Origin of the sequence: Pseudomonas sp. GL-RE-29 (genome assembly GCF_019947275.1) — a bacterium.
GTDB lineage: Bacteria > Pseudomonadota > Gammaproteobacteria > Pseudomonadales > Pseudomonadaceae > Aquipseudomonas > Aquipseudomonas fluorescens_A.
Map to the genome: position 1 here is coordinate 57,289 of NZ_JAGYGD010000029.1, position 26,441 is coordinate 83,729.

The window sequence follows — 26,441 nt, forward strand, 5'->3', positions numbered from 1 at the left end:
TGTTGATTGATGCGCCGCGATCGTCGGAACGCCGCCCGCAGCAAGCCGGCTCCTACAGGTTGATGTTTGCACCCCACAAAAATAATAAAAGAGGTACGCACCATGGCTCGTCCCAGTGCTTCCCTGAACCTGACGACCGCAGCAGCGATCCCGCAGGCCACTGCTTTGAAGGCCAGCAATGTGCGTTGGCGGATCTTCGCGATCATCTTCGCGCTGACCATGGTCAATCTGATCGATCGGGTGTCGCTGTCCATCGCCATGCCGACCATCGCCCAGGAATTTTCCCTTTCTCCAAGCATGCAGGGGCTGATCCTCAGCAGCTTCTTTTGGGCTTACGCGCTGTTGCAGATTCCTGGCGGCTGGATGATCGACCGCTTCGGCCCGCATCGGGTCATCAGCTGGTCCACAGGGTTATGGGGCACGTTCCAGGTGCTGGCGGCGTTTGCCACCGGCGGTTTGTCGTTGTTGTTTGCCCGGGTGGCGTTGGGGGCTTCGGAAGCGCCGTTGTTCCCGTCCGGCGGCAAGCTGATTTCCCTGTGGCTGGCGCCCAGCGAACGCAGTCGCGGCGCGGTGCTGATGGACAGCGGCAGTCCGCTGGGCGTGGCGCTCGGTGGGTTGATCATTGCCTATCTGATTGCTTCGCTGGACTCGTGGCGCCTGGCCTTCGTGATCGCTGGCGTCGCGACATTGGCGCTGGCCTGGCTGGCTCGGCGTTATCTGCGTGATGACCCGACCACCCACCCGCAAGTCAACGCCATGGAGCTTGAAAAGATCAACGCCGGGCGCGCCACGCCAGCCGCTGAAGCCGCTCGCGCACCGGTCAAAGGCTTGGGCATCGCCGCTCGTTCCCTCAGCGGTTTGCTGATCGGTCGTGCCAGCTGGGCGATGGTGTACTTCGGTCTGCTGACCTGGGGTCCGAGTTATCTGGCACAAGCGCGGGGCTTTGATATCAAGGGCATTGGCGCGGCGACCTTCGTGATTTTCGTCTGCGGCGCGTTGGGTTCGTTGACGGGCGGTTTCCTCTGCGACGGCTTAATCCGCAAGGGCGTCAGCCGTGGTGTGGCGGTCAAGAGCCTGCTGGCGTTTTCCGGCCTGGTGGCCCTCGGCGCGTTCCTGTTGTTGCCGACCCTGAGCAATCCTTTTGCGGCCGTGGCGCTGTTGGCCATGACCGCGTTTTTCCTGATGTGGGGCAGCCTCTATTGGAGTTTCCCCGCTTTGCTGGCAGCGCCGGCGCGGGTCGGGTTGATCGGTGGGGTGATGAACATGGCCGGCAGCACCGGCGGGATCGCGGTGCCGATCCTGGTGGGCGTCATCCTGCAAATGACCGGTGGCTTCGCCCCGGTACTCGGTTTCTTTGCCGCGTGTTCCGCCGTGTTTGTGCTGGCAACGATGTTCATCAGTCTCGACGAGGTGCGTTATGGGTGAACGCTGGAATGGACCGATCATCGATGCCCATCATCACTTCTGGGATCCATCGATCAATGACCACCCTTGGCTGGCGCCCGAAGCGAATATTCCGTTCCGCTACGGCGACTACAGTTCGATCAAGCGCCGCTATTTTCCCGAGGATTACTTCGCCGATGCCGGTGACCATCGGGTGGTGCAAACGGTGTATGTCGAGACCGAATGGAACCCCCAAGACCCGATTGGCGAAACCCGTTTCATCGAACAATTGGCCGCCCGTTATGGCGTGCCGAATGCGATCGTCGCGCAAGCCTTTCTCGACCACCCCGACGCCGTCGCGGTGCTTCACGAGCAAGCCACGTACAAGTGCGTGCGCAGTGTTCGGCACAAGCCTGGCGGGCCGACTTCACCCCAGCAATTCGGCCGTGTGCGCAGCTTGATGAGCAACGAACATTGGCGACGCAGTTACGCCGCGCTGGAAGGGCTCGGCCTGCATTTCGACTTGCAAACCCCTTGGTGGAACCTGCCCGAAGCTGAACGCCTGGCCCGGGACTTTCCAGGTATCACCCTGATTCTCAACCACGCCGGGTTGCCCAATGATCGCAGCGCCGAAGGTCTGGCCGGATGGCGCGCGGCGATGGCGCGGCTGGCGGAGTGGCCGAACGTGCAGGTGAAAATTTCCGGGCTCGGCCAGGCAGGGCGGGCGTGGCGCGCCATCGACAACGCCTGGATCGTGCGCGAAATCATCGCCATGTTTGGCACCAAGCGGGCGATGTTCGCCAGCAACTTTCCAGTGGACAGCCTGTGCGGCTCGTTCGATGACATCTACAGCGGTTTCAAATCCATCGTCGCTGATCTGCCGACTGCCGATCAGGAGCGACTGTTCTACAGCAACGCGCAGCGCATCTATCGCTGCGAACCTTGCGCCATTGACCGGGCGCAGCCTGAATCCTTGAGGAGTGAAGCATGAACAAGACAACCATCGCGATGGTCCTGGGTGATCCGGCGGGCATTGGCCCGGAACTGATCGCACGCTTGCTCGCCGAGCCGGAAGCGCGCAGCCAGGCCAATGTGATTCTGATTGCCGACGAGGCGGAAATGCGGCGCGGCATGCGCATCGCCGGAATGGAATTTCCCTATCGTCGAGTGGAGTCGCTGGAGCAGTTGTCGTTCGGTGATGACACGCCGCTGTTCTACGATTTTCGCGGTGACACCGTCGGTGAATTCCCGCGCAGCGAGGCCAGTGTCATCGGCGGTCGCTACAGCCTCGATACCCTGGAAGTGGCGCTACGCCTGACCGAGGCCGGGACTACCGATGCGATTCTGTTCGGGCCGCTCAACAAGACTTCGCTGCACATGGCCGGCATGGCGCACAACGACGAGCTGCACTGGTTCGCCGAGCTGCTGGATTTCCATGGGCCGTTCTGTGAGTTCAACGTGCTCGACAACCTCTGGACGTCGCGGGTGACCTCTCATGTGGCGCTGTCCGAAGTCTCCGGTCTGCTCAGTGAGCAGCGGGTGGTGGAAGCGATTCAACTGATCGACACCGCGCTCAAGCGCAATGGTCTGGAAAAACCGCGCATCGGTGTTTGCGGACTCAATCCGCACAACGGTGACAACGGCTCCTTCGGCCGCGAAGAACTGGACATCATCGGCCCGGCCGTGCGCAAGGCGCAGGCGCTGGGGATTGCGGCGGAAGGGCCGTACCCGGGGGACACGATTTTCCTCAAGGTCCAGGGCGATGCCAGTGCCTTTGATGCGGTCGTCACCATGTATCACGACCAGGGTCAGATCGCGATCAAGTTGATGGGCTTCTCCCGTGGCGTCACCGTGCAGGGTGGCCTGCCGATCCCGATCACCACCCCGGCCCACGGCACCGCGTTCGATATCTCGGGGCAGGGCAAGGCGAATGTGGGCGCGACTCGCCAGGCGTTTGAGATTGCTTGCCGGATGGGTGGCAACAGCTACTGACACAACCCAATACCCCTGTAGGAGCCGGCTTGCTGGCGATGCGGTCTGGCAGACACCCTTGAAGTGACTGCCAGGTTGCTATCGCTGGCAAGCCAGCTCCCACAGTGATTGGTGGTGTCTCCGAATTTTTGATCAATCCAATTCCCCTGTAGGAGCCGGCTTGCTGGCGATGCGGTCTGGCAGACACCCTTGAAGTGACTGCCAGGTTGCTATCGCTGGCAAGCCAGCTCCCACAGTGATTGGTGGTGTCTCCGAATTTTTGATCAATCCAATTCCCCTGTAGGAGCCGGCTTGCTGGCGATGCGGTCTGGCAGACACCCTTGAAGTGACTGCCAGGTTGCTATCGCTGGCAAGCCAGCTCCCACAGTGATTGGTGGTGTCTCCGAATTTTTGATCAATCCAATTCCCCTGTAGGAGCCGGCTTGCTGGCGATGCGGTCTGGCAGACACCCTTGAAGTGACTGCCAGGTTGCTATCGCTGGCAAGCCAGCTCCCACAGTGATTGGTGGTGTCTCCGAATTTTTGATCAATGCAATTCCCCTGCAATCGCCAGCAAGTCGGCTCCTACAGTTTTGTTGAATGGCTGATAACCCGATCTAGGCATTATCAAGTTTTTGGTATCACCCCAGGTTATCGCCGGATACGAACAAGTGATTATCCGCAGCCCCTTGGCGCTGGCTAAAGTCGCTCCATCGAATGCCTGGAACCGGTCACCCGAGCGGCTCCGCGCAGCGACACAACAATGACAAGAAGCCGGCAGCGCAAGGAAACTGTATTCATGAAAATCAAAGCGATCCGTACCCGCGTATTCGAGTGGAAAGGCAAAGTCGTTCCACCTCAAGCGCACTTCTGCACCAACGCCAGCGACATCCTCTTCGAACGCGGCGACGCCATGGGCTCGTTCCGTTTCCACGGCTGGCTGGTGGTGGAAGTCGAGACCGACACTGGCCTCGTCGGCATCGGTAACTGCGCCCTGGCACCCCGTGTCGCCAAGGAAATCATCGACACCTACCTGGCGCCGATCGCCATTGGCGAAGACCCGTTCGACAACGAATACATCTGGCAGAAAATGTACCGCCAGAGCCACGCCTGGGGCCGTAAAGGCATCGGCATGGCGGCGATCTCGGCGATCGACATTGCGATCTGGGACATCATGGGCAAAGCGGTGAACAAGCCCGTCTTCAAACTGCTTGGCGGTCGCACCAAGGAAAAGATCTGGACCTACGCCTCCAAACTCTACGCCAACGACAACCTCGACCTGTTCCTCGAAGAAGCCCAGGGCTATCTGAACCAAGGCTTCACCGCGCTGAAAATGCGTTTCGGCTACGGCCCGAAAGACGGCCCGGCCGGCATGCGCAAGAACATCGAACAAGTGCGTGCCCTGCGTAATTTGGCCGGCCCTGACGTCGACATCATGCTCGAATGCTACATGGGCTGGACCCTGGAATACGCCCGTCGCATGTTGCCGAAACTGGCCGAATTCGAACCCCGCTGGCTCGAAGAGCCGGTGATCGCCGACGACATCGAGGGCTACATCGAGCTGAAGAAAATGGGGATCATGCCGATCTCCGGCGGCGAGCACGAATTCACTTCCTACGGCTTCAAGGATCTGCTGGAACGCCGCGCCATCGACGTGATCCAGTACGACACCAACCGCGTCGGCGGCATCACCGCAGCGCGCAAAATCAACGCCATGGCCGAGGCCTGGTCGGTGCCGGTGATCCCCCACGCCGGGCAGATGCACAACTATCACCTGACCATGTCCACCACCGCCTCGCCGATGGCCGAGTTCTTCCCGGTGTTCGACGTCGAAGTCGGCAACGAACTCTTCTACTACGTGTTCAAGGGCGAGCCGCAACCGGTCAACGGCTACATCCAGCTCGACGACAACAAGCCGGGCCTGGGCCTGGAAATCTCCGATGAATACTTGAGTGACTTCAACATCATCGAGTGACCTTGAGGCGCCGCAAATCTGCGGCGCCGTCCATGACTTTCCGGAGGCCGACATGCGCCTGATTCAATTCGAAAACACTGCCGGTGAACGCCAGGTCGGGCTCGTCGACGGGGCACAGGTCCAAGTGCTCCAGCGCACCCGCACCACCCGTGAACTGGCCCTCGCGGCGATCCGCGGCAAACGCAGCCTGCAAGAAGAAGTCGCTTCGCGCGGCATCGAGCCGGGCCCGGATTACGCGCAGCTGTTGCAGCTGGGCAAAGTCCTGCCACCGCTGGACCACGAAGACCCGGCCCATTGCCTGATCAGCGGCACCGGCCTGACCCATCTGGGCAGCGCCTCGGCGCGGGACAAAATGCACCAGCAGGAAGGCGCAGCCGAAACCGGCATGACCGACACCATGCGCATTTTCAAATGGGGACTGGAGGGCGGCAAGCCAGCAGCGGGGCAGGTCGGTGCGCAACCGGAGTGGTTCTACAAGGGCGACGGCAGCATCGTCGTGCGTCCGGGCGCGGATTTCCCGGTGCCGCCGTTTGCCGAAGATGCCGGTGAAGAACCGGAGCTGACCGGGCTCTATGTGATTGGCGACGACGGCCAGCCGTATCGGGTCGGTTATGCACTGGGCAACGAGTTCTCCGACCATGTCATGGAACGCCGCAATTACCTCTACCTGGCGCATTCGAAACTGCGCTACTGCTCATACGGTCCGGAACTTCGCGTCGGCGAGTTGCCCAAGCACCTGGTCGGCACCAGCCGCATCAAACGCAACGGCGAAACGATCTGGGAGAAGGAATTTCTCAGCGGCGAAGACAACATGTGCCACAGCCTCGCCAACCTCGAATTCCACCACTTCAAGTACGCACAGTTTTTGCGCCCCGGCGATGTCCACGTGCATTACTTCGGCACCGCCACGCTGTCGTTTGCCGATGGCGTGAAAACCCAGCCGGGGGATCGTTTCCAGATCAGCCTCGATGAGTTCGGTGCGCCACTGGTCAATGGCATTGGCGAAAGTGCCCAGCCGTTGCCAATCGGTCACGTGCGCGCCCTCTGACCCCGAATCGGGATTGTCGACGTACCTGTGGGAGCTGGCTTGCCAGCGATTGGCCTTCCAGCCTTGTGCCTTCCTTGTGGACGCCATCGCCAGCAAGCCGGCTCCTACAGGGTCTGCCATTGATCAAGGAATTCGCATGACCATTCTTCTCGGACACAACTACATCGGCGGCCGCCGCAGCGCCAACGGCACCTTGCAGTTGCAAAGCCTCGATGCGACCACCGGCGAGCCCTTGCCCGGCACATTTTTCCAGGCATCTGAAAGTGAAGTGGATGCCGCCGCCAAAGCCGCCGCTGCGGCGTACCCGGTCTACCGCAACCTGAGCGCGGAAAAACGCGCAAAATTCCTCGACGCCATCGCCGATGAAATCGACGCTCTTGGCGATGACTTCGTTGCCACCGTTTGCCGTGAAACCGCGTTGCCGGCCGGGCGTATCCAGGGTGAACGCGGTCGCACCAGCGGCCAGTTGCGGCTGTTCGCCAAGGTCCTGCGTCGCGGTGATTTCTACGGTGCGCGCATCGACCGCGCGTTGCCGGACCGCCAGCCATTGCCACGCCCGGACCTGCGTCAGTACCGCATTGCGTTGGGGCCAGTCGCGGTGTTCGGCGCCAGCAATTTCCCGTTGGCGTTTTCCACTGCGGGCGGTGATACCGCTTCGGCATTGGCCGCCGGTTGCCCGGTGGTGTTCAAGGCCCACAGCGGCCATATGGCAACCGCCGAGTGGGTGGCCGACGCGATCATCCGCGCCGCCGAACGCACGGAAATGCCGGCCGGGGTGTTCAACATGATTTATGGCGGTGGCGTCGGTGAGTGGCTGGTCAAGCATCCGGCGATCCAGGCTGTGGGCTTCACCGGTTCGCTCAAGGGCGGCAATGCCTTGAGCCACATGGCCGCGACCCGGCCGCAGCCGATTCCGGTGTTCGCCGAGATGTCGAGCATCAACCCGGTGTTCCTGTTGCCGGAAGCGCTGGCAGTGCGCGGCGAGCAGATCGCCGCGCAACTGGCCGGCTCGGTGACGCTGGGCTGTGGTCAGTTCTGCACCAATCCGGGCCTGGTCATCGGCCTGCGTTCGCCGCAGTTCAGCCTGTTTCTGGAAACCTTCTGCGTCAGCATGAACCAGCAACCGCCGCAAACCATGCTCAATGCCGGCGCGCTCGCCAGTTACAGCCGAGGCCTTGGCGAGTTGCATGAACATCCGGGGCTGACGCATCTGGCGGGTAAACCGCAGCAGGGCAATCAGGCGCAACCGCAGGTGTTCCAGGCCGATGTCAGCCTGCTGCTCAAGGGCGATGAATTGCTTCAGGAAGAAGTGTTCGGGCCGACCACCATCGTCATCGAAGTCGAGGATCGAGCGCAGCTCGCGGCGGCGCTGCATGGCCTTCGTGGGCAACTGACGGCGACGCTGATTGGCGAGCCTGACGAGTTGCTGGAGTACCGTTGGCTGGCGGAGGTGCTGCAGGAAAAGGTCGGGCGGATTCTGCTCAACGGCTATCCGACCGGAGTCGAGGTGTGCGAGGCGATGGTGCATGGCGGGCCATACCCGGCGACGTCCGATTCCCGCGGTACATCGGTGGGCACGCTGGCTATTGATCGGTTCCTGCGGCCGGTGTGCTTCCAGAATTATCCGGATGCCTTGCTGCCCGAGGCGTTACAGGATGCCAATCCGCTGGGCATACGGCGGTTGGTGGATGGGGAGGTGAGTCAGTCAGCTTTGTAGTGTCTGGGTGATCGCTATCGCTGGCAAGCCAGCTCCCACAGGTTTGGCGTGGTGCACGGAAACAGTGTCCGACGCCAATCCCTGTGGGAGCTGGCTTGCCAGCGATGGCGTCATCAACAGCACCACACATCTATTTGGCCACTACCTCAGCCACCTTCACCAACGCCGGCTTCAACACCAGCCACAACGCCACGGCAATCAGCACGCCACCATAGATATGCGCCATCGACAGCGGCTCATCCAGAAACAGCGCCCCCCACAACACACCGAACAGCGGGATCAGGAAGGTCGTGGTCATCGATTTCACCGGGCCAACCGAGCTCAGGAGGCGGAAGTAAATGATGTACGCAAACGCCGTGCAGCCCAGACCCAACCCCAGCAACGATAGCCAGACACTCCAGCCGCCCCAGCTCGCCGGTGGCTGGCTGATCACGCTGTAGCCGAACAGCGGCAGCAAGAACAATGTCGCGCCGAGCATGCTGCCCAGTGCCGACAAACGGCTGTCGAGACCACCGGCCTGATCGAGCCAGCGGCGGGCCAGAAATCCCGCAAATCCGTAGCAAGTGGTCGCGAGCAGGCAGGCGCCGGCGCCCATCAGCAGCTCCATATCGAACGCCACCGGACCGGCACGGGTCAGCACGCCCACCCCAAACAGCCCGAGGAACACGCCGCCGAGCTTGGCGCCGGTGAGCCGTTCATGGAAAAACAGGCCGCCGATCAGCACGCCCATCAAGGGGGTGGTGGCATTGAAAATCGACGAATAACCGGCGGGCAGCACCTGAGCGGCCACCGAATAGAGCGTCGCCGGAATCCCGGAGTTGATTACCCCGAGCAGCATCACGGTTTTGAGTTTGCCCTTGAAATCCCAGCTGATGCGCATCAGCCCCAGAATCACCAGCAGTCCGGCAGCGGCGATCGATACCCGGAAAAAAGCGGTAGGAATGCTGCCAATCACCGGCGCAATAATGCGCATGAACAGGAAACTCGCACCCCAAATGGCCGCCAGTGACAGTAAACGGAATAAATCGACGGGGTTCACAGCGTGTTCCTTCCTTGATGAGGGCGAGAGTGTTGCCGAGCCCCTGATCGATGGCAACCGAAAACCGAGCAATTAATTCAGCTCGAAAATTACACTTCTCCTGCACCCGCTTCACTGGCTAAGCTCAGGGCTCACGAATTCCCGCAGAGGACTCACCATGCCGCAGCAATGGCCAGCCGCCGACATCGCCCGCTTGATCCTCGATGGCTTTGACGATTACCGCGAGCATTTCCGCCAGATCACCGACGGTGCCCGGGCCCGTTTCGAGAAGGCTTTGTGGCAGGAGACGCAATCGGCGTCGGCGGCGCGGATCAACCTCTACGAAGAAAAAGTCAGCGAAACCGTGGAGCGACTGCGCACCGCGTTTGACGCCGACACGCTGGACGTCAGTTGCTGGCCGCTGGTGAAAAACGCCTACATCAGCCTGATCGACCTGCGCTTCGACGATGAACTGTCCGAGACCTGGTACAACTCGATTTTCTGCGGGCTGTTCAGCCATGACCTGATCAGCGACGGCTGCATGTTCATCCACACCACCCGGCCGAGCCTGCGCCGGGCCCGCGCCGCGCAAACCCGCACGTATAAACCGCAGGGCCAGTTGTCCAGCATGCTGGCGAGCATTTTTGCCGATTACCGTTTCAGCGAGGAATTCGCCGACCTGCCCGGCGACCTGCGCCGCCTCGAAGCGCAACTGCGTGAGAACCTGCCGGACTGGGTGTGCAAGGACCCGGAGCTGAGCGTCGAACTGTTTTCCTCGGTGCTCTACCGCAACAAAGGCGCGTATCTGGTGGGGCGCATCTACACCGCCGATGAACAATGGCCGCTGGCGATTCCGCTGCTGCATCGCGAAGGCCATGGCATCCAGATTGATGCGCTGATCACCGACGAGGCGGACGTGTCGATCATCTTCTCGTTCACCCGTTCGTATTTCATGGTGGATGTGCCGGTGCCGGCGGAGTTCATCGGCTTCCTCAAGCGCATCCTGCCGGGCAAGCACATCGCCGAGCTGTACACCTCGATTGGTTTCTACAAACACGGCAAGTCCGAGTTCTACCGGGCGCTGATCAATCACCTGGCCAACACCGACGACCAGTTCATCATGGCCCCCGGCGTGCGCGGCATGGTCATGAGCGTGTTCACCCTGCCGGGGTTCAACACCGTATTCAAAATCATCAAGGACCGTTTCTCGCCGTCGAAAAACGTCGACCGCGCCACGGTGATCGAGAAGTATCGCTTGGTGAAAAGCGTCGACCGCGTCGGGCGCATGGCCGATACCCAGGAGTTCGCCGACTTCCGTTTCCCGCTGAGCAAGTTCGACCCGGCGTGCCTGGAAGAACTGCTGGAAGTCGCGCAGTCCACGGTGTCGGTAGAAGGCGACACCGTGCTGATCCGCCACTGCTGGACCGAGCGCCGCATGACGCCGCTGAACCTGTACCTGGAAAACGCCAACGAGGCGCAGGTCCGCGAAGCGCTGGAAGACTATGGCCTCGCGATCAAGCAACTGGCGGCGGCCAACATTTTTCCCGGCGACATGCTGCTGAAGAACTTCGGCGTGACCCGTCACGGTCGGGTGGTGTTCTACGACTACGACGAGATCTGCTTTCTTACCGAGGCCAACTTTCGCCACATCCCGGAGCCGCGTACGCCGGAAGACGAGATGGCGTCGGAACCGTGGTATTCGATCGGGCCGCTGGATGTGTTTCCTGAAGAGTTTCCGCCGTTCCTGTTTGCCGACTCAGGGCAGCGCAAGTTGTTCGAGCAGTTGCATGGCGAGCTGTACAACGCCGACTACTGGAAAAGCCTTCAGGACGCGATTCGCGCCGGCAAAGTAATCGACGTGTTCCCGTATCGCCGCAAAGGCCTGGATAACGAATAACGCAACAACCCCCTGTAGGAGCCGGCTTGCTGGCGATAGCGGTCTCACGGACGCCATCGCCGGCAAGCCGGGGCTCTTAGAGTGAACACCCTGTGGCGAGGGAGCTTGCTCCCGCTGGGTTGCGAAGCGACCCCAAAACAATCCACCGCGCAGTTTCAGGTAATTCGCGGTGACCGTATTGCGGCTGCTTCGCAACCGAGCGGGAGCAAGCTCCCTCGCCACAAAAGCAGGTTGCATTCGTCGCGAGTGAGCCAAATCTGCGACAATCGCCCCCCTGCGCCACTAGACGACTGAATTGCGTACCCGATGACCGACGAATCGCCCTCCATCGACAAACTGCTGAAAAACCTTGATCACGCCATGCTCGCCGACCGCCACCGGCTGCGGCGGCAGTTGCTTGAGCTGCGCAAGAAACCTGACGAGGCCAAGCTGGCCCAATGGGTGACGCGCATGCAGGCGTCCTGTGATCAGGTATTGGCGCGCAAGGCCAGCCTGCCGGTGATTCGTTACGACGACAGCCTGCCAATCGCCGCCAAGCGCGACGAAATCAAAGAGGCACTGCTCAAGCATCAGGTGCTGATCATCGCCGGTGAAACCGGCTCGGGTAAAACCACCCAGTTGCCGAAGATCTGCCTGGAAATCGGTCGCGGTCAGCACGGTTTGATCGGCCATACCCAACCGCGCCGAATCGCTGCGCGCAGCGTCGCCGCCCGGGTCGCCGAAGAGCTCGGCACGCCATTGGGCGCGCTGGTTGGCTATCAGGTGCGGTTTGAGGATCAAAGCGATTCCAACACCCTGATCAAACTGATGACCGACGGCATCCTGCTGGCGGAAACCCAGAACGACCGCTACCTGGAACGCTACGACACGATCATCGTCGACGAAGCCCACGAACGCAGCCTCAACATCGACTTCCTGCTCGGCTACTTGAAAACCTTGCTGCCGCGCCGTCCGGACCTGAAAGTCATCATCACCTCGGCGACCATCGACCTGGAGCGTTTCTCCAAGCACTTCGACGATGCGCCAATTGTCGAAGTCTCCGGTCGCACCTTCCCGGTGGACACCTGGTATCGCCCGCTGACCCTGGAGCAGGACGAAGAGGGCAACCGCGTCGAAGATGACTTGACCGTGGATCAGGCGATCCTCGCCACCCTCGACGAAATCGCCGCGTTTGAGCGCAGTGAGCGCCGCAGTCCCGGTGACGTGCTGGTGTTCCTGCCGGGCGAGCGCGAGATTCGCGACGCTGCCGACATGCTGCGCAAGGCCCAGCTCAAACACACCGAAATCCTGCCGTTGTACGCGCGCCTGTCGCCGGCCGAGCAACAGCGGATTTTCCAGTCGCACCCTGGCCGTCGAGTGGTGCTGGCGACCAACGTCGCGGAAACCTCGCTGACCGTGCCGGGCATTCGCTACGTGATCGACAGCGGCACCGCACGCATCAGCCGCTACAGCTACCGCGCCAAGGTCCAGCGCCTGCCCATCGAAGCGATTTCCCAGGCCAGCGCCAACCAGCGTAAAGGCCGATGCGGTCGGGTCGAGCCGGGTATCTGCGTGCGCCTGTACAGCGAAGAAGATTTCCTTGGACGGCCGGAATTTACTGATCCGGAGATCCTGCGGACCAACCTCGCGGCAGTTATTTTGCAGATGCTGCATCTGCGCCTCGGTGAGGTCACCGCGTTCCCGTTTATCGAGCCGCCGGATGGCAAGGCCATCAGCGACGGCTACAACCTGCTGCAAGAACTTTCGGCGGTGGACCGCAACAGTCAGCTGACCCCGCTCGGTCGCCAATTGGCGCGGCTGCCGGTGGACCCGCGCATGGGCCGCATGTTGCTGGAAGCGGCCAAGCTTGGCAGCTTGCAGGAAGTGCTGATCGTCGCCAGCGCCATGTCGATTCAGGACCCACGCGAGCGTCCACCGGAGCGTCAGCAAGCGGCGGATCAGGCGCATGCCCAGTGGAAAGACATCGACTCGGACTTCGCCGGGCTGGTCAATCTGTGGCGCGGTTTCGAAGAGCAGCGTCAGGCATTGACCGCCAGTCCACTGCGTAATTGGTGCCGCAAGAATTTCCTGAATTACCTGCGCCTGCGCGAGTGGCGCGATTCCCATCGTCAATTGAGCCTGATCTGCCGCGACATGCAGCTGAGCCTCAACAAAGAACCGGCGGATTATCCGAAGCTGCACAAAGCGGTGCTCGTCGGCTTGCTGAGTCAGATCGGCCAGAAAACCGAAGATGGCGACTACCTTGGCGCCCGTCAGCGGCGCTTCTGGATTCATCCGTCGTCGGGCATCGGCAAGAAGCGCCCGCAATGGCTGATGACCGCCGAACTGGTGGAAACCACCAAGCTTTACGCACGGATGGTGGCGAAGATCGATGCCGACTGGATCGAACCGCTGGCCGGGCACCTGATCAAGAAAAACCACTTCGAACCGCATTGGGAAAAGAAGCGTGGCCAGGTCGTGGCCTTCGAGCAGATCACCCTGTTCGGCTTGATCGTGGTCGGGCGCCGGCCGGTGCATTACGGCCCGGTCGATCCGGTGGTGTCTCGCGAGTTGTTCATTCGCGAAGCGCTGGTGCGCGGCGAGATTCAGTCCAAGGCCAAGTGCCTGACCGCCAACAAGCAATTGCTGGAACAGCTCGACGAACTGGAAGCCAAGGCCCGCCGTCGCGACATTTTGGCCGACGAAGAAACCCTGTACGCCTTCTACGATGCACGCCTGCCGGCAGAGATTCACCAAACGGCGACTTTTGACAGCTGGTATCGGATCAACAGTCAGAAAGACCCGCAGCTGCTGATCATGCGCGAGGAAGACGTGCTGGCCCGTGAGGCCAGTGAAGTCACCGCCCAGCATTATCCGGACACCCTGCACATCGGCGATCTGGAATTGGCCCTGAGCTACCACTTCGAACCGAACCATCCGCGTGATGGCGTGACGTTGCGCGTGCCGGCACCGCTGTTGCCGATGCTGCCGCCGGAGCGTCTGGAATGGCTGGTGCCGGGTGTCATTGAAGCCAAGTGCATTGCCCTGGTGCGTAACCTGCCCAAGGCTCTGCGCAAGAATTTCGTGCCGGTACCGGACTTCGTCAGAGCCGCATTGCAGCGCATGACCTTCGCCGAGGGCTCGTTACCCCAAGCGCTGGGTCGCGAGTTGCTGCGCATGACCGGCGCCCGCGTCAGCGACGAAGCCTGGGCCGAAGCCGCGCAGCAGGTTGAAAGCCATCTGCGGATGAACCTGGAAATCGTCGACGCCCAGGGCAAGTTCCTCGGTGAAGGTCGCGATCTGGCCGAGTTGACCGCGCGTTTTGCCGAAGCGAGCCAAGCTGCGTTGGCCGTGCCGCAAACCGCGAAAAGTCAGCAACCAGTTGAGCCGAAAGTGTTTGCCGCCGTGGCCGAGAAAACCCAGCAGAAGATCGCCGGGCTGTCGATGACGGTGTATCCGGCGCTGGTGGAAGAGGCGGGTACGGTCAAGGAAGGGCGCTTCTCGACCCCGGCCGAAGCCGAATTCCAGCATCGCCGCGCCTTGCAGCGTTTGTTGATGCAGCAACTGGCGGAACCGGCGAAGTTCCTGCGCGGCAAGTTGCCGGGCTTGACCGAACTCGGCCTGCTGTATCGCGACCTCGGGCGCGTCGATGCGCTGGTGGAAGACATTCTGCTGGCCAGCCTCGACAGCTGCATCCTCGACGGCGAAGACCCTTTGCCCCGCGATGGCGCCGCATTGGCGTCCCTGGCCGAACGCAAGCGCGGCGCCTGGACCGAGCACGCCGAGCGTCTGGCGAAGCTGACTTTGGACATCCTCAAGCTCTGGCACGGTTTGCAGAAACGCTTCAAGGGCAAGATCGACCTGGCGCAAGCCGTGGCCTTGAACGACATCAAGCAGCAGCTCAGTCATCTGGTGTACCCGGGGTTTGTCCGGGAAACGCCGATGCAATGGCTCAAGGAGTTGCCGCGTTATCTGAAAGCGGTCGAGCAGCGTTTCGAGAAAATTGGCGCTCAGGTGCAGCGGGATCGGGTCTGGGCCGGCGAACTGTCTGGCCTGTGGACGCAATACCAGACCCGCGCCAACAAGCACGCCCAGGAAGGCAAACGCGATCCGCAACTGGAGCTGTATCGCTGGTGGCTGGAGGAATACCGGGTGTCGCTGTTCGCCCAGCAGTTGGGCACCAAAGTGCCGATCTCCGACAAGCGTCTGAACAAGCAGTGGACCCAGGTCGAGCCGTGATCCCGACTCCTTCGCGACTCCCATGACCCACTGGGATTTACTGTGGGAGCTGCCGGAGGCTGCGATCTTTTGATCTTTGTTTTTAAAATCAAAAGATCGCAGCCTGCGGCAGCTCCTACAGGGTGAGCGGTGTTTCACCCAGCAATAAGGGGCCAAAATCTCGCGTTTATGGCAAACTTCGCGCCTATAAACGCCGGCCCCGCGGTTTTGAGCCTCTCAGGGTTCGGGCGGTACGGAATAAAGCGATGCCAGGTTGGCTTTCCCGTCACGGGAACGAACCCTTTGTGTATTGGTACGTCGGTGCCAATGCTTTCTGCCTGAACAGATTAGAGACACGACCATGCATAACGTCGTCATCAGCGGCACCGGCCTGTACACCCCGGCCAACAGCATCTCCAACGAAGAGCTGGTGCAGTCTTTCAATACGTATGTGGCGCAATTCAACGCCGATAACGCCGACGCCATCGCACGCGGTGAAGTCGAAGCGTTGACCGAGTCCAGCGCAGCGTTCATCGAAAAAGCCTCTGGCATCAAGAGCCGTTTTGTCATGGACAAGGATGGCATCCTCGACCCGCAACGCATGGCGCCACGCCTGCCGGAGCGTTCGAACGACGAATGGTCGGTGTTGTGCCAGATGGCGATCGGCGCGGCTGAGCAAGCCCTGCAACGCGCCGGCAAGACCGCTGCGGATATCGACGGCGTGATCGTCGCCTGCTCCAACCTGCAACGCGCCTATCCGGCCATTGCCATCGAAGTTCAGGAAGCGCTGGGCATCCAGGGCTTCGGTTTCGACATGAACGTGGCGTGTTCTTCGGCGACTTTCGGCATCCAGACCGCTGCCAACAGCATCCAGCTGGGCCAGGCCCGGGCGATTTTGATGGTCAACCCGGAAGTCTGCACCGGTCACCTGAACTTCCGCGACCGTGACAGCCACTTCATCTTCGGCGACGCCGCGACTGCGGTGATCATCGAACGTGCCGACCTGGCGACGTCCCAGTACCAGTTCGACATCGTCAGCACCAAGCTGCTGACCAAGTTCTCCAACAACATCCGTAACAACTTTGGCTTCCTCAACCGCGCGGCGGAAGAGGGCATCGGTGCCAAGGACAAACTGTTCGTCCAGGAAGGCCGCAAGGTATTCCGCGATGTGTGCCCGATGGTGGCCGAACTGGTCGCGACGCACCTGGAAGAGAACCAGCTCAACGTCAGCGACGTGAAGCGCTTCTGGCTGCACCAGGCCAACCTCAGCATGAACCACCTGATCGTCAAGAAACTGCTGGGTCGCGACGCCACCGAACAGGAAGCACCGGTGATTCTCGACACCTACGCCAACACCAGCTCCGCCGGTTCCGTGATTGCCTTTCACAAGAATCAGGACGATCTGCCCGCCGGTTCGTTGGCGGTGCTCAGCTCGTTCGGCGCCGGTTACTCGATTGGTAGCGTGATTCTGCGCAAGCGCTGAGTTAGCGGCCCAGCCGAAAACCTGTGGGAGCTAGCCTGCTGGCGATAGCGGTGTGTCATTCAACATTAATGTTGGTTGACCCACCGCTATCGCCAGCAGGCTAGCTCCCACATTTGTTTCAGGTGGAACTTCAGGTCGCTTCGTTCAAGTACTTGCCCACGCTCGCCACGTTGTCGAGCGAATACTGCTTGCTCAGGTTGGCGATCATTTTCTTCAGGGCTTCGCTGGTGGTTGACTGAGCGGTGGCGCTGTCGATGTTTTGCTCCCGCCCGGCTTGCAGGGCAGCTTTGAGTTCATCGCTGCTGACACCGCCGCTGCTGTCGCTATCGAGTACCTTGAGCAAGGCCGCGCTGGTGTCGGTGCTGGTCGATGAATCGCCCGACTGTAATGCGCTGGTCAGTTCGGTGGCGCTGACGCTGCCGTCACTGTCGGCGTCGAAGCTGCTGAACAGTTCGTCGCTGGACGCCTGCTGTGGCGGAGGCGGTGGGGGCGCAAGGCTGGCGGCGAGTTCGTCCTTGCTGATGGTGCCGTCTTCATTCTTGTCCAGTGCCGAGAAGACTTCACTGGTGTCGGCGCTGCTGCCAGCACTGGTCAGGCCGCTGCTCAGCTCATCGCTGCTGATGGCGCCGTCGCCATCGGCGTCCAGGGCACTGATCAATGCGTCAGCCAGTTCGGTGTCCGGCGCCTCGTCCCGTGGCGGCGGTGGCGGGGGAGCCATCGCAGCCATCTCTTCGCTGCTCAGGTCGCCACTGTCGTCGCTGTCCAGGTCGGCGAAGTTCTTGCTCAGGCTGACCAGCAGGCCGTCATCGCTCTTCTGCGACAACGCACTCTTGAGTTCATCCTGATCCACCGAACCATCGGTGTTGGTATCCAGTTTGGCGAGCAGCTCTTTTTGGAACTGTTGCGAGCGGGCGCTGCTGGTTGAGGTGCTACTGGTGCCGGTATAGCTCGTGTAGTTGCTGACGCTACCAATCATTGGGCTCACTCCTTGGAATGGAAAACCGGTGGGTGCACCGGCTTATGCAGCCTCAAGGGGCAAGTTGTCGTGGGTATGTGGGGTTTGTACCGTTCGGTACACAGAAAAAAGATCGCAGCCTGCGGCAGCTCCTACAGGGGATCGCATTTCCATGTAGGAGCTGCCGCAGGCTGCGATCTTTTTACGTCAGGAGCGCGGCAGGCGAATAACCGCCGTCAACCCGCCCCCCGGGGTTTCTTCCAGGCTCAATTGTCCGTCCATTCGCTCTGCCGCCTCGCGGGCGATGGTCATGCCCAAACCGACGCCACCGGAGTTGCGATTGCGCGAACCCTCCAGGCGAAAGAACGGTTCAAACACCGCTTCACGCTGTTCCTCCGCAATCCCCGGGCCATGGTCGATCACTCGAATAATCAACTGCTCGCGATGGTCTTCAATGGTAATCAGCGCCTGCCCGGCATAGCGCAGAGCGTTATCCAGCAAGTTGTTGACGCAGGATCGCAACGCCATCGGCTGTACTTGCAGCGGCGCGCAATGACCGCTGGCCTGGACGTCGGCACCCTGGTCCTGGGCGTTTTCGCTCAAGGATTCAACCAGCGCCTGCACGTCCATCAACTGCGGTTGCTCGCTGGTGCGCTGCTCGTGCAGGTAGGTGAGGGTGGCGTCGAGCATGCTGATCATGTCGTCCAGATCCTGACGCATCTGGCCTTGCAACTTGTCGTCTTCGATCTGCTCCAGCCGCAACTTGAGCCGCGACAGCGGCGTGCGCAGGTCATGGGACACCGCGCCGAGCATCCGCGAGCGCTGCTGCACTTGCTCGATGATCCGGCGTTGCATCTTGTTGAAGGTGTGCGCCGCTTGCCGCGCCTCCCGTGGACCGGACTCTTCCAGCGGTGGACTGTCGAGGTTCTCGCTCAGGCGTTCAGCGGCGTCACTCAGGCGCTGGATCGGCCGGCTCAGCAGTTTGGCCCCGTACCAGGCAGCAATGATCAGCGAGATCAATTGAAAGGTCAGCGGCACCATCGGCCCGCCAAACCATGGTCGTGGCGGGCGGTTTTCGAAGCGTGGATCGGTTGTCGGGCGTTTTCCGTCGAAGTTTTCGGAAAACTCCGGCGGCGGTGGTGGCGGTGGCGGGCCGTAATAGTGAAACCAGGCAAAGGCCAGCAGGTGCGCCAGGATAATCGCCACCAACAACACGCCAAACAGGCGGCCGAACAGCGTATCGAAGCGCCCGCGCATCAGCCGATGTCTCGGGCGTCGAACAGGTAACCTTCACCGCGCACGGTCTTGATCAACTGCGGCGCTTTCGGGTCATCGCCCAGTTTTTGCCGCAGGCGCGAGACCAGCAGGTCGATGCTGCGATCAAAGGCTTCGATCGAACGACCGCGAGCGGCATCCAGCAACTGTTCGCGACTCAGCACCCGGCGTGGACGTTCGATGAACACCCACAACAGGCGGAACTCGGCGTTGGACAGCGGCACCACCAGGCCATCGGCGGCAATCAACTGGCGCAGCACGCTGTTCAGGCGCCAGTTGTCGAAACGGATGTTCGCCCGCTGTTCACTGCGATCGTCGCGCACCCGGCGCAGGATGGTCTGGATGCGCGCGACCAGTTCACGTGGCTCGAATGGCTTGGCCATGTAGTCGTCGGCACCCAGTTCCAGGCCGATGATCCGGTCGGTGGGTTCGCAACGGGCGGTGAGCATCAGGATCGGGATGTCCGACTCGGCGCGCAGCCAACGGCACAGCGACAACCCGTCTTCGCCGGGCAGCATCAGGTCGAGCACCACCACATCGAAATGCTCGGCTTGCAGGGCCAGGCGCATGGCGGCGCCATCGGTGACGCCGCTGGCGTGAATGTTGAAGCGGGCCAGGTAATCGATCATCAGTTCACGGATCGGGACGTCATCGTCGACGATCAGGGCGCGAATGCTCCAGCGCTTGTCGTCGCCGGGCGCTTTTTGATCGTCGTTCACAGGAGCGAGGGTGTTGTGCATGCGTGCGTTCATCTGCCAGGTAGGCTGCCAACCACAAAGATAGGCTGCGAGGTTGTGGCTTCAGCATAGGCGTCCGGCCCGGAGGCGGGAAGTGCTGTAAGGACGTGTAGCGGCTGCCGAGGGTAGCGGTAAAGGGTGTTGTGGGCGTGTCGGGTATGTACCGAACTCGACACAATTGCGCCAGCGGCTAGTCTTGCCTGGGCATTCTCGACGATTTACCGATCATCGGGTCCCGCAGCCGCGCTGGTTCCGCTACAATGCGCGCCGATTTCGACTTGCCTGAGAGCCCACTCATGTCCGCCTGCCAGACTCCTATCATCGTCGCCCTGGATTTCCCCACCCGTGACGCCGCACTGAAGCTGGCCGATCAGTTGGACCCGAAGCTGTGCCGGGTCAAAGTCGGTAAAGAACTGTTCACCAGCTGCGCCTCGGAAATCGTTGGCACCCTGCGTGACAAGGGCTTCGAAGTGTTCCTGGACCTCAAGTTCCACGATATCCCGAACACCACCGCGATGGCCGTAAAGGCGGCTGCAGAGATGGGCGTGTGGATGGTCAACGTGCACTGTTCCGGTGGCCTGCGCATGATGGCGGCGTGCCGTGAAGTGCTGGACAAGCGCAGCGGTCCGCAACCATTGCTGATCGGCGTGACCGTGCTGACCAGCATGGAGCGTGAGGACCTGGCAGGCATTGGTCTGGACATCGAGCCGCAGGAGCAGGTGCTGCGTCTGGCCGCACTGGCGGAAAAAGCCGGGATGGACGGTCTGGTGTGCTCGGCTCTGGAAGCCCAGGCCCTGAAATCGGCGCACCCGTCGCTGCAATTGGTCACCCCGGGGATTCGCCCGGCGGGCAGCGCCCAGGACGATCAGCGCCGCATCCTGACCCCGCGTCAGGCGCTGGATGCCGGTTCTGATTACCTTGTGATTGGCCGTCCGATCAGCCAGGCGGCCGATCCGGCGAAGGCGTTGGCTTCCGTAGTCGCCGAACTGGCCTGAGATAATTTGTAGGAGCCGGCTTGCTGGCGATAGCCTCACCACGGTTCACCTGAACCACCGCGGTGAGGCCATCGCCAGCACGCCGGCTCCTACAGGTTGGGGTTAAACCTTCAACACCAACTTGCCGAAATTCTCCCCGCTGAACAATTTCATCAGCGTCTCCGGGAACGTCTCCAGTCCTTCGACGATGTCTTCCTTGCTCTTGAGCTGACCCTTGGCCATCCAGCCGGCCATTTCCTGCCCGGCGGCAGCGAATTGGGCGGCGTAATCCATTACCACGAAGCCTTCCATGCGCGCACGGTTGACCAGCAACGACAGGTAGTTGGCCGGGCCTTTGACCGCTTCCTTGTTGTTGTACTGGCTGATGGCGCCGCAGATCACTACCCGCGCCTTCATGTTCAAGCGGCTCAGTACCGCGTCGAGAATATCGCCGCCGACGTTATCGAAATACACATCCACGCCTTTCGGGCATTCGCGCTTGAGGCCGGCGATGACGTCTTCGTTCTTGTAGTCGATGACGCCGTCGAAGCCCAGTTCATCAATCAGGAACTTGCACTTGTCCGCACCACCGGCGATGCCGACCACCCGGCAACCCTTGATCTTGGCGATTTGCCCGGCAATGCTGCCCACAGCGCCGGCCGCGCCCGACAGCACCACGGTATCGCCGGCTTTCGGTGCACCGACGTCGAGCAGGGCAAAGTACGCGGTCATGCCGGTCATGCCCAGTGCCGACAGATAACGCGGCAGCGGTGCCAGATTCGGATCGACTTTGTAGAACCCGCGGGGCTCACCGAGGAAGTAGTCCTGCACCCCCAGCGCGCCGTTGACGTAGTCCCCGACCGCAAAACCCGGATTGTTCGAAGCCACGACTTTGCCTACACCCAGCGCGCGCATCACCTCGCCAAGGCCGACCGGCGGGATGTAGGACTTGCCCTCGTTCATCCAGCCACGCATGGCCGGGTCCAGGGACAGGTATTCGTTCTTGACCAGAATCTGACCCGCCGCCGGCTCGCCAACCGGTACTTCCTGATAGGTGAATGTCTCGCGGGTTGCTGCGCCCACAGGACGTTTGGCGAGCAGGAATTGGCGATTGGTCTGATTAGTCATGACAGGCACTCAAGATGAATGAAGCCTTGTTGATAGCCTTTCATCGGCGATGCCGCAAGTTTGGCTGATGCGGCGAATGCAGGTTGATCCAGTGCAGTGATAGTTGGCACGGCAGTTCCATCACTGCAACTCATGGGCGCCCAACCGGCCTTTTGATAGTGCTGCCGTGCCACGGGACGCTGTGGCTAGACTGCGAACACGCGATCCCCGCATCCACTCTCTTCGAGGACATAACAATGAGCATGACGTTTTCCGGCCAGGTCGCCGTAGTGACGGGCGCCGCCAATGGTATTGGCCGGGCGACGGCCCAGGCGTTCGCCGCCGAAGGCTTGAAAGTGGTTGTGGCCGACATGGACACGGCGGGCGGCGAGGGCACCGTGGCGCTGATTCGTACCGCGGGCGGCGAAGCGACCTTCGTGCGCTGCAACGTCACGGTGGAAAGCGAAGTAAAAAATCTGATGGATGAGGTGGTGAATACCTACGGCCGCCTCGACTATGCCTTCAACAATGCTGGTATCGAGATTGAGAAAGGCAAACTGGCCGACGGCACGCTCGATGAGTTTGACGCGATCATGGGCGTTAACGTCAAAGGCGTGTGGCTGTGCATGAAGTATCAATTGCCGTTGCTGCTGGCCCAGGGTGGTGGCGCAATCGTCAACACCGCGTCAGTGGCTGGACTTGGCGCAGCGCCGAAGATGAGTATCTACGCAGCCTCGAAACACGCGGTGATCGGCTTGACCAAATCGGCGGCCATCGAATACGCGAAGAAAAAGATCCGGGTCAATGCGGTTTGCCCGGCGGTGATCGACACCGACATGTTCCGCCGCGCCTATGAGGCCGACCCGAAGAAAGGCGAATTCGCCAATGCCATGCACCCGGTCGGCCGCATCGGCAAGGTTGAGGAGATCGCCAGCGCGGTGTTGTACCTGTGCAGCGACGGCGCGGCATTCACCACGGGGCATTCGTTGGCGGTGGATGGTGGCGTGACGGCGTTCTGAAATACTCCTCCATAGCCCACACCAAACCTGTAGGAGCGAGCCTGCTCGCGATGAGGGAGTGTCAGTCGACATCAATGTTGTCTGATACGCCGCCATCGCGGGCAGGCTCACTCCCACAGGTTTTTTGTTTCCGTGAATACACCGGGCAATGTGTTTCAAATGGTTAGAACCAACGGCTTTGGCGGCGTTGGCGTACATCTTGGCAAGCACTCCTGTGATTAACTGTTTCCCGCAAAACAAACAGGAGTTTGCTTGCTCATGGATTTGAGAATCGATCGACAGGCTTTGGTGCCGGTCGTACAGCAAATCGTCGACGCGCTGAGCTGTTGGCTGCGTTGTAACGATGTGGTGCCGGGAGCGCGTTTGCCTTCGGTGCGGCAAATCGCGCGAATCAATCTGCTCAGTCAGTCGAGTGTCGTCGAGGCGTGTGAGCGTCTGGTGGCACAAGGGCTGCTGGAGTCGCGGCATGGTGCAGGTTTTGTCGTCGCTGCCTCGACTGGGTTCGCGCTGGGGCCACAGGACGAAGGCACAGACATCACGCAGCATTCGATGCTGTGCGAGCTACAACTGGGCAGTGGTGGACTCCCCGAGAGCTGGCGTGAGACGGATGATCTGGCGTACGCGATTCGTCAGGTGAGTCGCACCGACATGGCTGGCCTGTTCAATTACAGCACGCCGCTGGGATTGCCGGCGTTGCGCCAGCAAATTGCGAGACGCCTCAGACAGCTGGATATGTGCATCGAAGAGGACCGAATCCTGACCACCGCGGGGGCCAGTCAGGCGTTGGACTTGATCGTGCGCACGCTGCTTAAACCGGGTGATTGCGTGGTGGTGGAAAGCCCCGGTTATCCGATGCTGTTCGAGTTACTCAGACTGCACGGTGTCCGTATGCATGAAGTGGCGCGCACTCCGCGCGGGCCGGACATCGCCGCGCTTGAGGCGCTATTGCAAGAACACCGGCCTCGCGGATTGTTCATCAACAGTTTCCATCACAACCCGACGGGTTGCTGCCTGACACCGGTCGTGGCACAGCGGCTGCTTCAGTTGGCGAAAACATACGGAGTGCAGGTCATCGAGGACGACGTCTATGCAGACCTGCACAGCGGTCCCGGCAAGCGTCTCGCCGCCTTGGATAACAGCGTGATTTACGTCGGCAGTTACTCCAAGACACTCAGCAGTTCCTTGCGTGTCGGCTTCGTCGCGGCAGGTGCCGAGGTCATTGCACGATTGGCCGAAGTCAAAATGATCAGTAGCCTCGGCGCCTCTCGATTTTGCGAATCGGTGCTGGCCTGCCTGTTGGCTAGCGGTGCCTACCGCAAGTTGGTGCAGCGTCAGCGGCAACGCTTGAATAGCGACAGGTTGGCGACGTTGCAGCTGCTCGAAGACGCCGAATGGGAGGTTTTCGGCAAGCCGGCGGGAGGTCTGTTCATTTGGGCGCGATCACGCACATTCGATGACGGCCAGGTGCGGTCATACGCGCGGCAATTTGGCATTTCGCTGTCATCAAAGACAGCCTTCAGTCCCAATGGCGAGGCCTGTGGATGGCAGCGCATCAATGTGGCCTGTGCTTGCGATCCCCGCGCCCGAGCATTTTTCCAGGCCACCGCTCAGGATCGACCTCAAGCGTCCTGAAAGCGACGCCAGCGTAGCTTTTTGCCATTATTCCGACGCCAGAGACTTGTGTTGCTACAGACCCGTTGCGAATCTGCGGCTATTGATTATGGCAGGGGACTAAGTGCAATGATTTCGGCCGTGCAAGGACGTTTTGCCAACCTCGGTATGGCGAAAAAACTGGGTATCGGGTTTGTGCTGGTGCTGTTATTGACCGCCCTGGTGGCGGCCATCGGTGTCTGGTCCCTGCAAACCATCAGCCAGCGTTTCGACGGGCTCAAGCAGATGTCGTCGCTCAACAGTGGTTTGCTGAAAGTGCGACTGCTGGAGCAGGAATATGCCTTGCACGCCAATCCGGAAACCGTCGACGCCCTGCACGAAGGCGTTGACGGCCTGATTGCCCTGGCGAACCAGCTCAAGGCGCAGTCGGCGGCCAACGTACCGGTGATGAATGACGTCGAGCAGTCCCTTGGCGCTTATCGCAAGGCGTTTGACGAGTTCGTCTCGCTCAGTCAGGCCAAGGACCTGGCGCTGGAAATGGCCAGTTGGTCGGTGTCCAGCGTCGCCAATAATCTCGATGTGCTGCAGGCCGGGCTCGCCGATGACGGCGCTTATACCTTGAAGGATTCTGAAGGCAAGGACGGTGCGCAATTCATCGAACAGGCCAGTCAGGTCAGCCAGGTATCCCGGCTGATGCTGCAAGCCATGAATGAAGCGCGCGTACGCCTGGACCAGAGCCGCAAGGGCGATGACAGCGCCGGGCAGGGCAAGATCGAACAGGCCAGTCAGGCGCTGACTCAGGCAGAGCAACTGAAAACCACGGTCAAGGACGAGGGGTATCAGACGGTCCTTAATGAGGTGACCGGTCACATCGCCAGTTTCAGCGACAAGCTTGCCGAGTACACCGGCTTGCTGGAACAGGAAAAAACCGTCTATCAGCAACTGCATCAACGTGCTGCCCAAGTGGTGGAGCGGGTAGATCAGGCCTATGTCGCCGAAGATCATTCAATGCAAGCGGAGCTGAAAAAGAACTCATTGCTGATCATCGGTTCTTCCGCACTGGCCTTGTTGGTCGGGCTGATTGCGGCGTGGGTGATCACCCGCTTGATCGTGGGGCCGTTGCGCAGCGTGATCCGTGTGGCGCAGCAAATCGCCTCGGGAGATTTGAGCGCGACGGTTGAAGTGACGCGTCGTGACGAGATCGGCCAATTGATGCAGGCCATGCAACAGATGGGCGCGGGTTTGAGCCATATCGTCAGCGGTTTGCAGGCGGGCATCGAACAACTGGCCACTTCTGCGCAATCGCTGTCGGCGGTGACGGAACAGACCAACCTCGAAGTCAGCAGCCAAAAGGAAGAAACCGAACAGGTCGCCACGGCCATGAACCAGATGACCGCCACGGTGCATGACGTCGCACGTAATGCAGAGGAAGCCGCCCAGGCCGCGCAAACAGCGGATGGCAAGGTTGAAAGTGGCCAGCACGTGGTTCGCCAGAGCATGGCGCGGATCGAACAACTGGCGGATTCAGCCAACTCGGCCAGTTCGAGTATCGAAAGCCTGAGCGCGGAGATCCAGAACATCGGTTCGGTGCTCAACGTGATCAAGAGCGTGGCCGAGCAGACCAACTTGCTGGCGCTCAACGCCGCCATTGAGGCGGCGCGGGCCGGCGAGCAGGGCAGGGGCTTTGCGGTGGTGGCCGATGAGGTGCGTGCACTGGCCAAGCGGACCCAGCAATCGACCGAAGAAATCGAGCGATTGGTCAGCGCCTTGCGCTCGGCGGCGCACGCGTCAGTGCAGCAGATTCAGAGCAGTGGCGAACTGGTGAAACTGGCGGTCAGCGATGCGCTACAGACCGAGAGTGCGCTGGGAAGCATTGCGGCGGCGGTGTCGTTGATCCAGCAGATGAACCAGCAGATTGCTGCCGCTGCCGAGGAACAGAGTTCGGTGGCCGAGGAGATCAATCGCAGCGTCACGAGCATTCGTGCCAGCGCAGATCAATCTTCGTTGGCGATGCAGGGGAACGCGGCGTCGAGTATCAAGTTGGCGCAGTTGGGGGTTGAGTTGAAGGGGATGGT

At 61.0% G+C, this 26,441-nt stretch carries 18 protein-coding genes and 1 pseudogene; 14 read left to right on the top strand and 5 right to left on the bottom strand.

Features of this window, described 5'->3' with window-relative positions; genetic code table 11:
- Window positions 1-102: 102 nt before the first annotated feature.
- From KGB21_RS21770 to KGB21_RS21795, 6 genes are all read left to right on the top strand, one after another.
- Window positions 103-1,425: an MFS transporter gene (locus KGB21_RS21770; RefSeq protein ID WP_034150004.1), complete on the top strand. Its 1,323-nt coding sequence runs from the start codon at window positions 103-105 to the stop codon at window positions 1,423-1,425.
- Window positions 1,418-2,374 carry an amidohydrolase family protein gene (locus tag KGB21_RS21775; protein ID WP_223506678.1) on the top strand — a complete coding sequence of 319 codons (957 nt, stop codon included), beginning with the start codon at window positions 1,418-1,420 and terminating at the stop codon, window positions 2,372-2,374. The genes KGB21_RS21770 and KGB21_RS21775 overlap by 8 nt, the downstream gene beginning before the upstream one ends.
- Window positions 2,371-3,375 (top strand): 4-hydroxythreonine-4-phosphate dehydrogenase PdxA, encoded by a 1,005-nt coding sequence (locus KGB21_RS21780; protein WP_034150002.1) that lies wholly within the window; start codon window positions 2,371-2,373, stop codon window positions 3,373-3,375. The genes KGB21_RS21775 and KGB21_RS21780 overlap by 4 nt, the downstream gene beginning before the upstream one ends.
- A gap of 777 nt (window positions 3,376-4,152) precedes the next feature.
- Window positions 4,153-5,328 (top strand): L-rhamnonate dehydratase, encoded by a 1,176-nt coding sequence (locus KGB21_RS21785; protein ID WP_034150001.1) that lies wholly within the window; start codon window positions 4,153-4,155, stop codon window positions 5,326-5,328.
- A gap of 52 nt (window positions 5,329-5,380) precedes the next feature.
- Complete coding sequence (araD1, locus tag KGB21_RS21790) at window positions 5,381-6,376, top strand: AraD1 family protein (RefSeq protein WP_034150000.1); 996 nt, start codon at window positions 5,381-5,383, stop codon at window positions 6,374-6,376.
- Between the two features lie 136 nt (window positions 6,377-6,512).
- Window positions 6,513-8,093, top strand: a complete 1,581-nt coding sequence (locus KGB21_RS21795; RefSeq protein WP_223506679.1) for an aldehyde dehydrogenase (NADP(+)) — start codon at window positions 6,513-6,515, stop codon at window positions 8,091-8,093.
- Window positions 8,094-8,223: 130 nt separating this feature from the next.
- Here KGB21_RS21795 and KGB21_RS21800 read toward each other — a convergent pair whose 3' ends face one another.
- On the bottom strand, window positions 8,224-9,132 hold the full coding sequence (locus tag KGB21_RS21800) for a DMT family transporter (protein ID WP_223506680.1): 909 nt from the start codon (window positions 9,130-9,132) through the stop codon (window positions 8,224-8,226).
- 157 nt (window positions 9,133-9,289) lie between these two features.
- Between KGB21_RS21800 and aceK the strand changes: the two genes are divergently transcribed.
- From aceK to KGB21_RS21815, 3 genes are all read left to right on the top strand, one after another.
- A complete protein-coding gene (gene aceK, locus KGB21_RS21805; protein ID WP_034149997.1) occupies window positions 9,290-11,008 on the top strand; it encodes a bifunctional isocitrate dehydrogenase kinase/phosphatase in 1,719 nt (572 codons plus the stop codon).
- 306 nt (window positions 11,009-11,314) lie between these two features.
- Entirely contained in the window at window positions 11,315-15,226 is a 3,912-nt protein-coding gene (gene hrpA / locus KGB21_RS21810; protein WP_223506681.1) for an ATP-dependent RNA helicase HrpA, read from the top strand.
- Window positions 15,227-15,566: 340 nt separating this feature from the next.
- Window positions 15,567-16,688, top strand: a complete 1,122-nt coding sequence (locus KGB21_RS21815) for a beta-ketoacyl-ACP synthase III (RefSeq protein ID WP_223506682.1) — start codon at window positions 15,567-15,569, stop codon at window positions 16,686-16,688.
- 130 nt (window positions 16,689-16,818) lie between these two features.
- Here the strand turns inward: KGB21_RS21815 and xopAW are convergent, their stop codons facing one another.
- From xopAW to KGB21_RS21830, 3 genes are all read right to left on the bottom strand, one after another.
- The gene (gene xopAW / locus KGB21_RS21820) at window positions 16,819-17,664 is read right to left on the bottom strand and encodes an EF-hand domain-containing protein (protein WP_223506683.1); all 846 of its coding nucleotides are present in this window, start codon (window positions 17,662-17,664) and stop codon (window positions 16,819-16,821) included.
- 186 nt (window positions 17,665-17,850) lie between these two features.
- On the bottom strand, window positions 17,851-18,900 hold the full coding sequence (locus KGB21_RS21825; RefSeq protein ID WP_223506684.1) for a sensor histidine kinase: 1,050 nt from the start codon (window positions 18,898-18,900) through the stop codon (window positions 17,851-17,853).
- On the bottom strand, window positions 18,900-19,658 hold the full coding sequence (locus tag KGB21_RS21830) for a response regulator (RefSeq protein WP_034149992.1): 759 nt from the start codon (window positions 19,656-19,658) through the stop codon (window positions 18,900-18,902). Before KGB21_RS21830 ends, KGB21_RS21825 begins: the two co-directional genes overlap by 1 nt.
- A 293-nt stretch (window positions 19,659-19,951) precedes the next feature.
- Here KGB21_RS21830 and pyrF point away from each other — a divergent pair, with 293 nt between their 5' ends.
- Window positions 19,952-20,650, top strand: a complete 699-nt coding sequence (gene pyrF, locus KGB21_RS21835; protein ID WP_172668695.1) for an orotidine-5'-phosphate decarboxylase — start codon at window positions 19,952-19,954, stop codon at window positions 20,648-20,650.
- A 102-nt stretch (window positions 20,651-20,752) separates the two neighbouring features.
- On the opposite strand, the gene KGB21_RS21840 is transcribed toward pyrF, so the two are convergent.
- On the bottom strand, window positions 20,753-21,757 hold the full coding sequence (locus KGB21_RS21840) for an NADP-dependent oxidoreductase (RefSeq protein ID WP_034149990.1): 1,005 nt from the start codon (window positions 21,755-21,757) through the stop codon (window positions 20,753-20,755).
- A gap of 236 nt (window positions 21,758-21,993) precedes the next feature.
- On the opposite strand from KGB21_RS21840, the gene KGB21_RS21845 reads away from it, so the two are divergent.
- The 4 genes and pseudogenes from KGB21_RS21845 to KGB21_RS29665 form a co-directional block, all read left to right on the top strand.
- Entirely contained in the window at window positions 21,994-22,755 is a 762-nt protein-coding gene (locus tag KGB21_RS21845; RefSeq protein ID WP_223506685.1) for an SDR family oxidoreductase, read from the top strand.
- A 258-nt stretch (window positions 22,756-23,013) separates the two neighbouring features.
- On the top strand, window positions 23,014-24,387 hold the full coding sequence (locus tag KGB21_RS21850) for a PLP-dependent aminotransferase family protein (protein ID WP_223506686.1): 1,374 nt from the start codon (window positions 23,014-23,016) through the stop codon (window positions 24,385-24,387).
- A gap of 987 nt (window positions 24,388-25,374) precedes the next feature.
- Window positions 25,375-25,551: pseudogene (locus KGB21_RS29660) on the top strand (HAMP domain-containing protein); the annotation flags it as partial.
- A 312-nt stretch (window positions 25,552-25,863) separates the two neighbouring features.
- Window positions 25,864-26,441 (top strand): methyl-accepting chemotaxis protein (locus KGB21_RS29665; RefSeq protein WP_411741407.1); only part of this gene is annotated, 578 nt, incomplete at its 3' end.

Bases quoted from the DNA above. Each gene is read 5' to 3' on its own strand.
- KGB21_RS21770 (WP_034150004.1), top strand. From the start codon at position 103: ATGGCTCGTCCCAGTGCTTCCCTGAACCTGACGACCGCAGCAGCGATC.
- KGB21_RS21775 (WP_223506678.1), top strand. From the start codon at position 1,418: ATGGGTGAACGCTGGAATGGACCGATCATCGATGCCCATCATCACTTC.
- KGB21_RS21780 (WP_034150002.1), top strand. From the start codon at position 2,371: ATGAACAAGACAACCATCGCGATGGTCCTGGGTGATCCGGCGGGCATT.
- KGB21_RS21785 (WP_034150001.1), top strand. From the start codon at position 4,153: ATGAAAATCAAAGCGATCCGTACCCGCGTATTCGAGTGGAAAGGCAAA.
- araD1 (WP_034150000.1), top strand. From the start codon at position 5,381: ATGCGCCTGATTCAATTCGAAAACACTGCCGGTGAACGCCAGGTCGGG.
- KGB21_RS21795 (WP_223506679.1), top strand. From the start codon at position 6,513: ATGACCATTCTTCTCGGACACAACTACATCGGCGGCCGCCGCAGCGCC.
- aceK (WP_034149997.1), top strand. From the start codon at position 9,290: ATGCCGCAGCAATGGCCAGCCGCCGACATCGCCCGCTTGATCCTCGAT.
- hrpA (WP_223506681.1), top strand. From the start codon at position 11,315: ATGACCGACGAATCGCCCTCCATCGACAAACTGCTGAAAAACCTTGAT.
- KGB21_RS21815 (WP_223506682.1), top strand. From the start codon at position 15,567: ATGCATAACGTCGTCATCAGCGGCACCGGCCTGTACACCCCGGCCAAC.
- xopAW (WP_223506683.1), bottom strand. From the start codon at position 17,664: ATGATTGGTAGCGTCAGCAACTACACGAGCTATACCGGCACCAGTAGC.
- KGB21_RS21825 (WP_223506684.1), bottom strand. From the start codon at position 18,900: ATGCGCGGGCGCTTCGATACGCTGTTCGGCCGCCTGTTTGGCGTGTTG.
- KGB21_RS21830 (WP_034149992.1), bottom strand. From the start codon at position 19,658: ATGCACAACACCCTCGCTCCTGTGAACGACGATCAAAAAGCGCCCGGC.
- pyrF (WP_172668695.1), top strand. From the start codon at position 19,952: ATGTCCGCCTGCCAGACTCCTATCATCGTCGCCCTGGATTTCCCCACC.
- KGB21_RS21840 (WP_034149990.1), bottom strand. From the start codon at position 21,757: ATGACTAATCAGACCAATCGCCAATTCCTGCTCGCCAAACGTCCTGTG.
- KGB21_RS21845 (WP_223506685.1), top strand. From the start codon at position 21,994: ATGAGCATGACGTTTTCCGGCCAGGTCGCCGTAGTGACGGGCGCCGCC.
- KGB21_RS21850 (WP_223506686.1), top strand. From the start codon at position 23,014: ATGGATTTGAGAATCGATCGACAGGCTTTGGTGCCGGTCGTACAGCAA.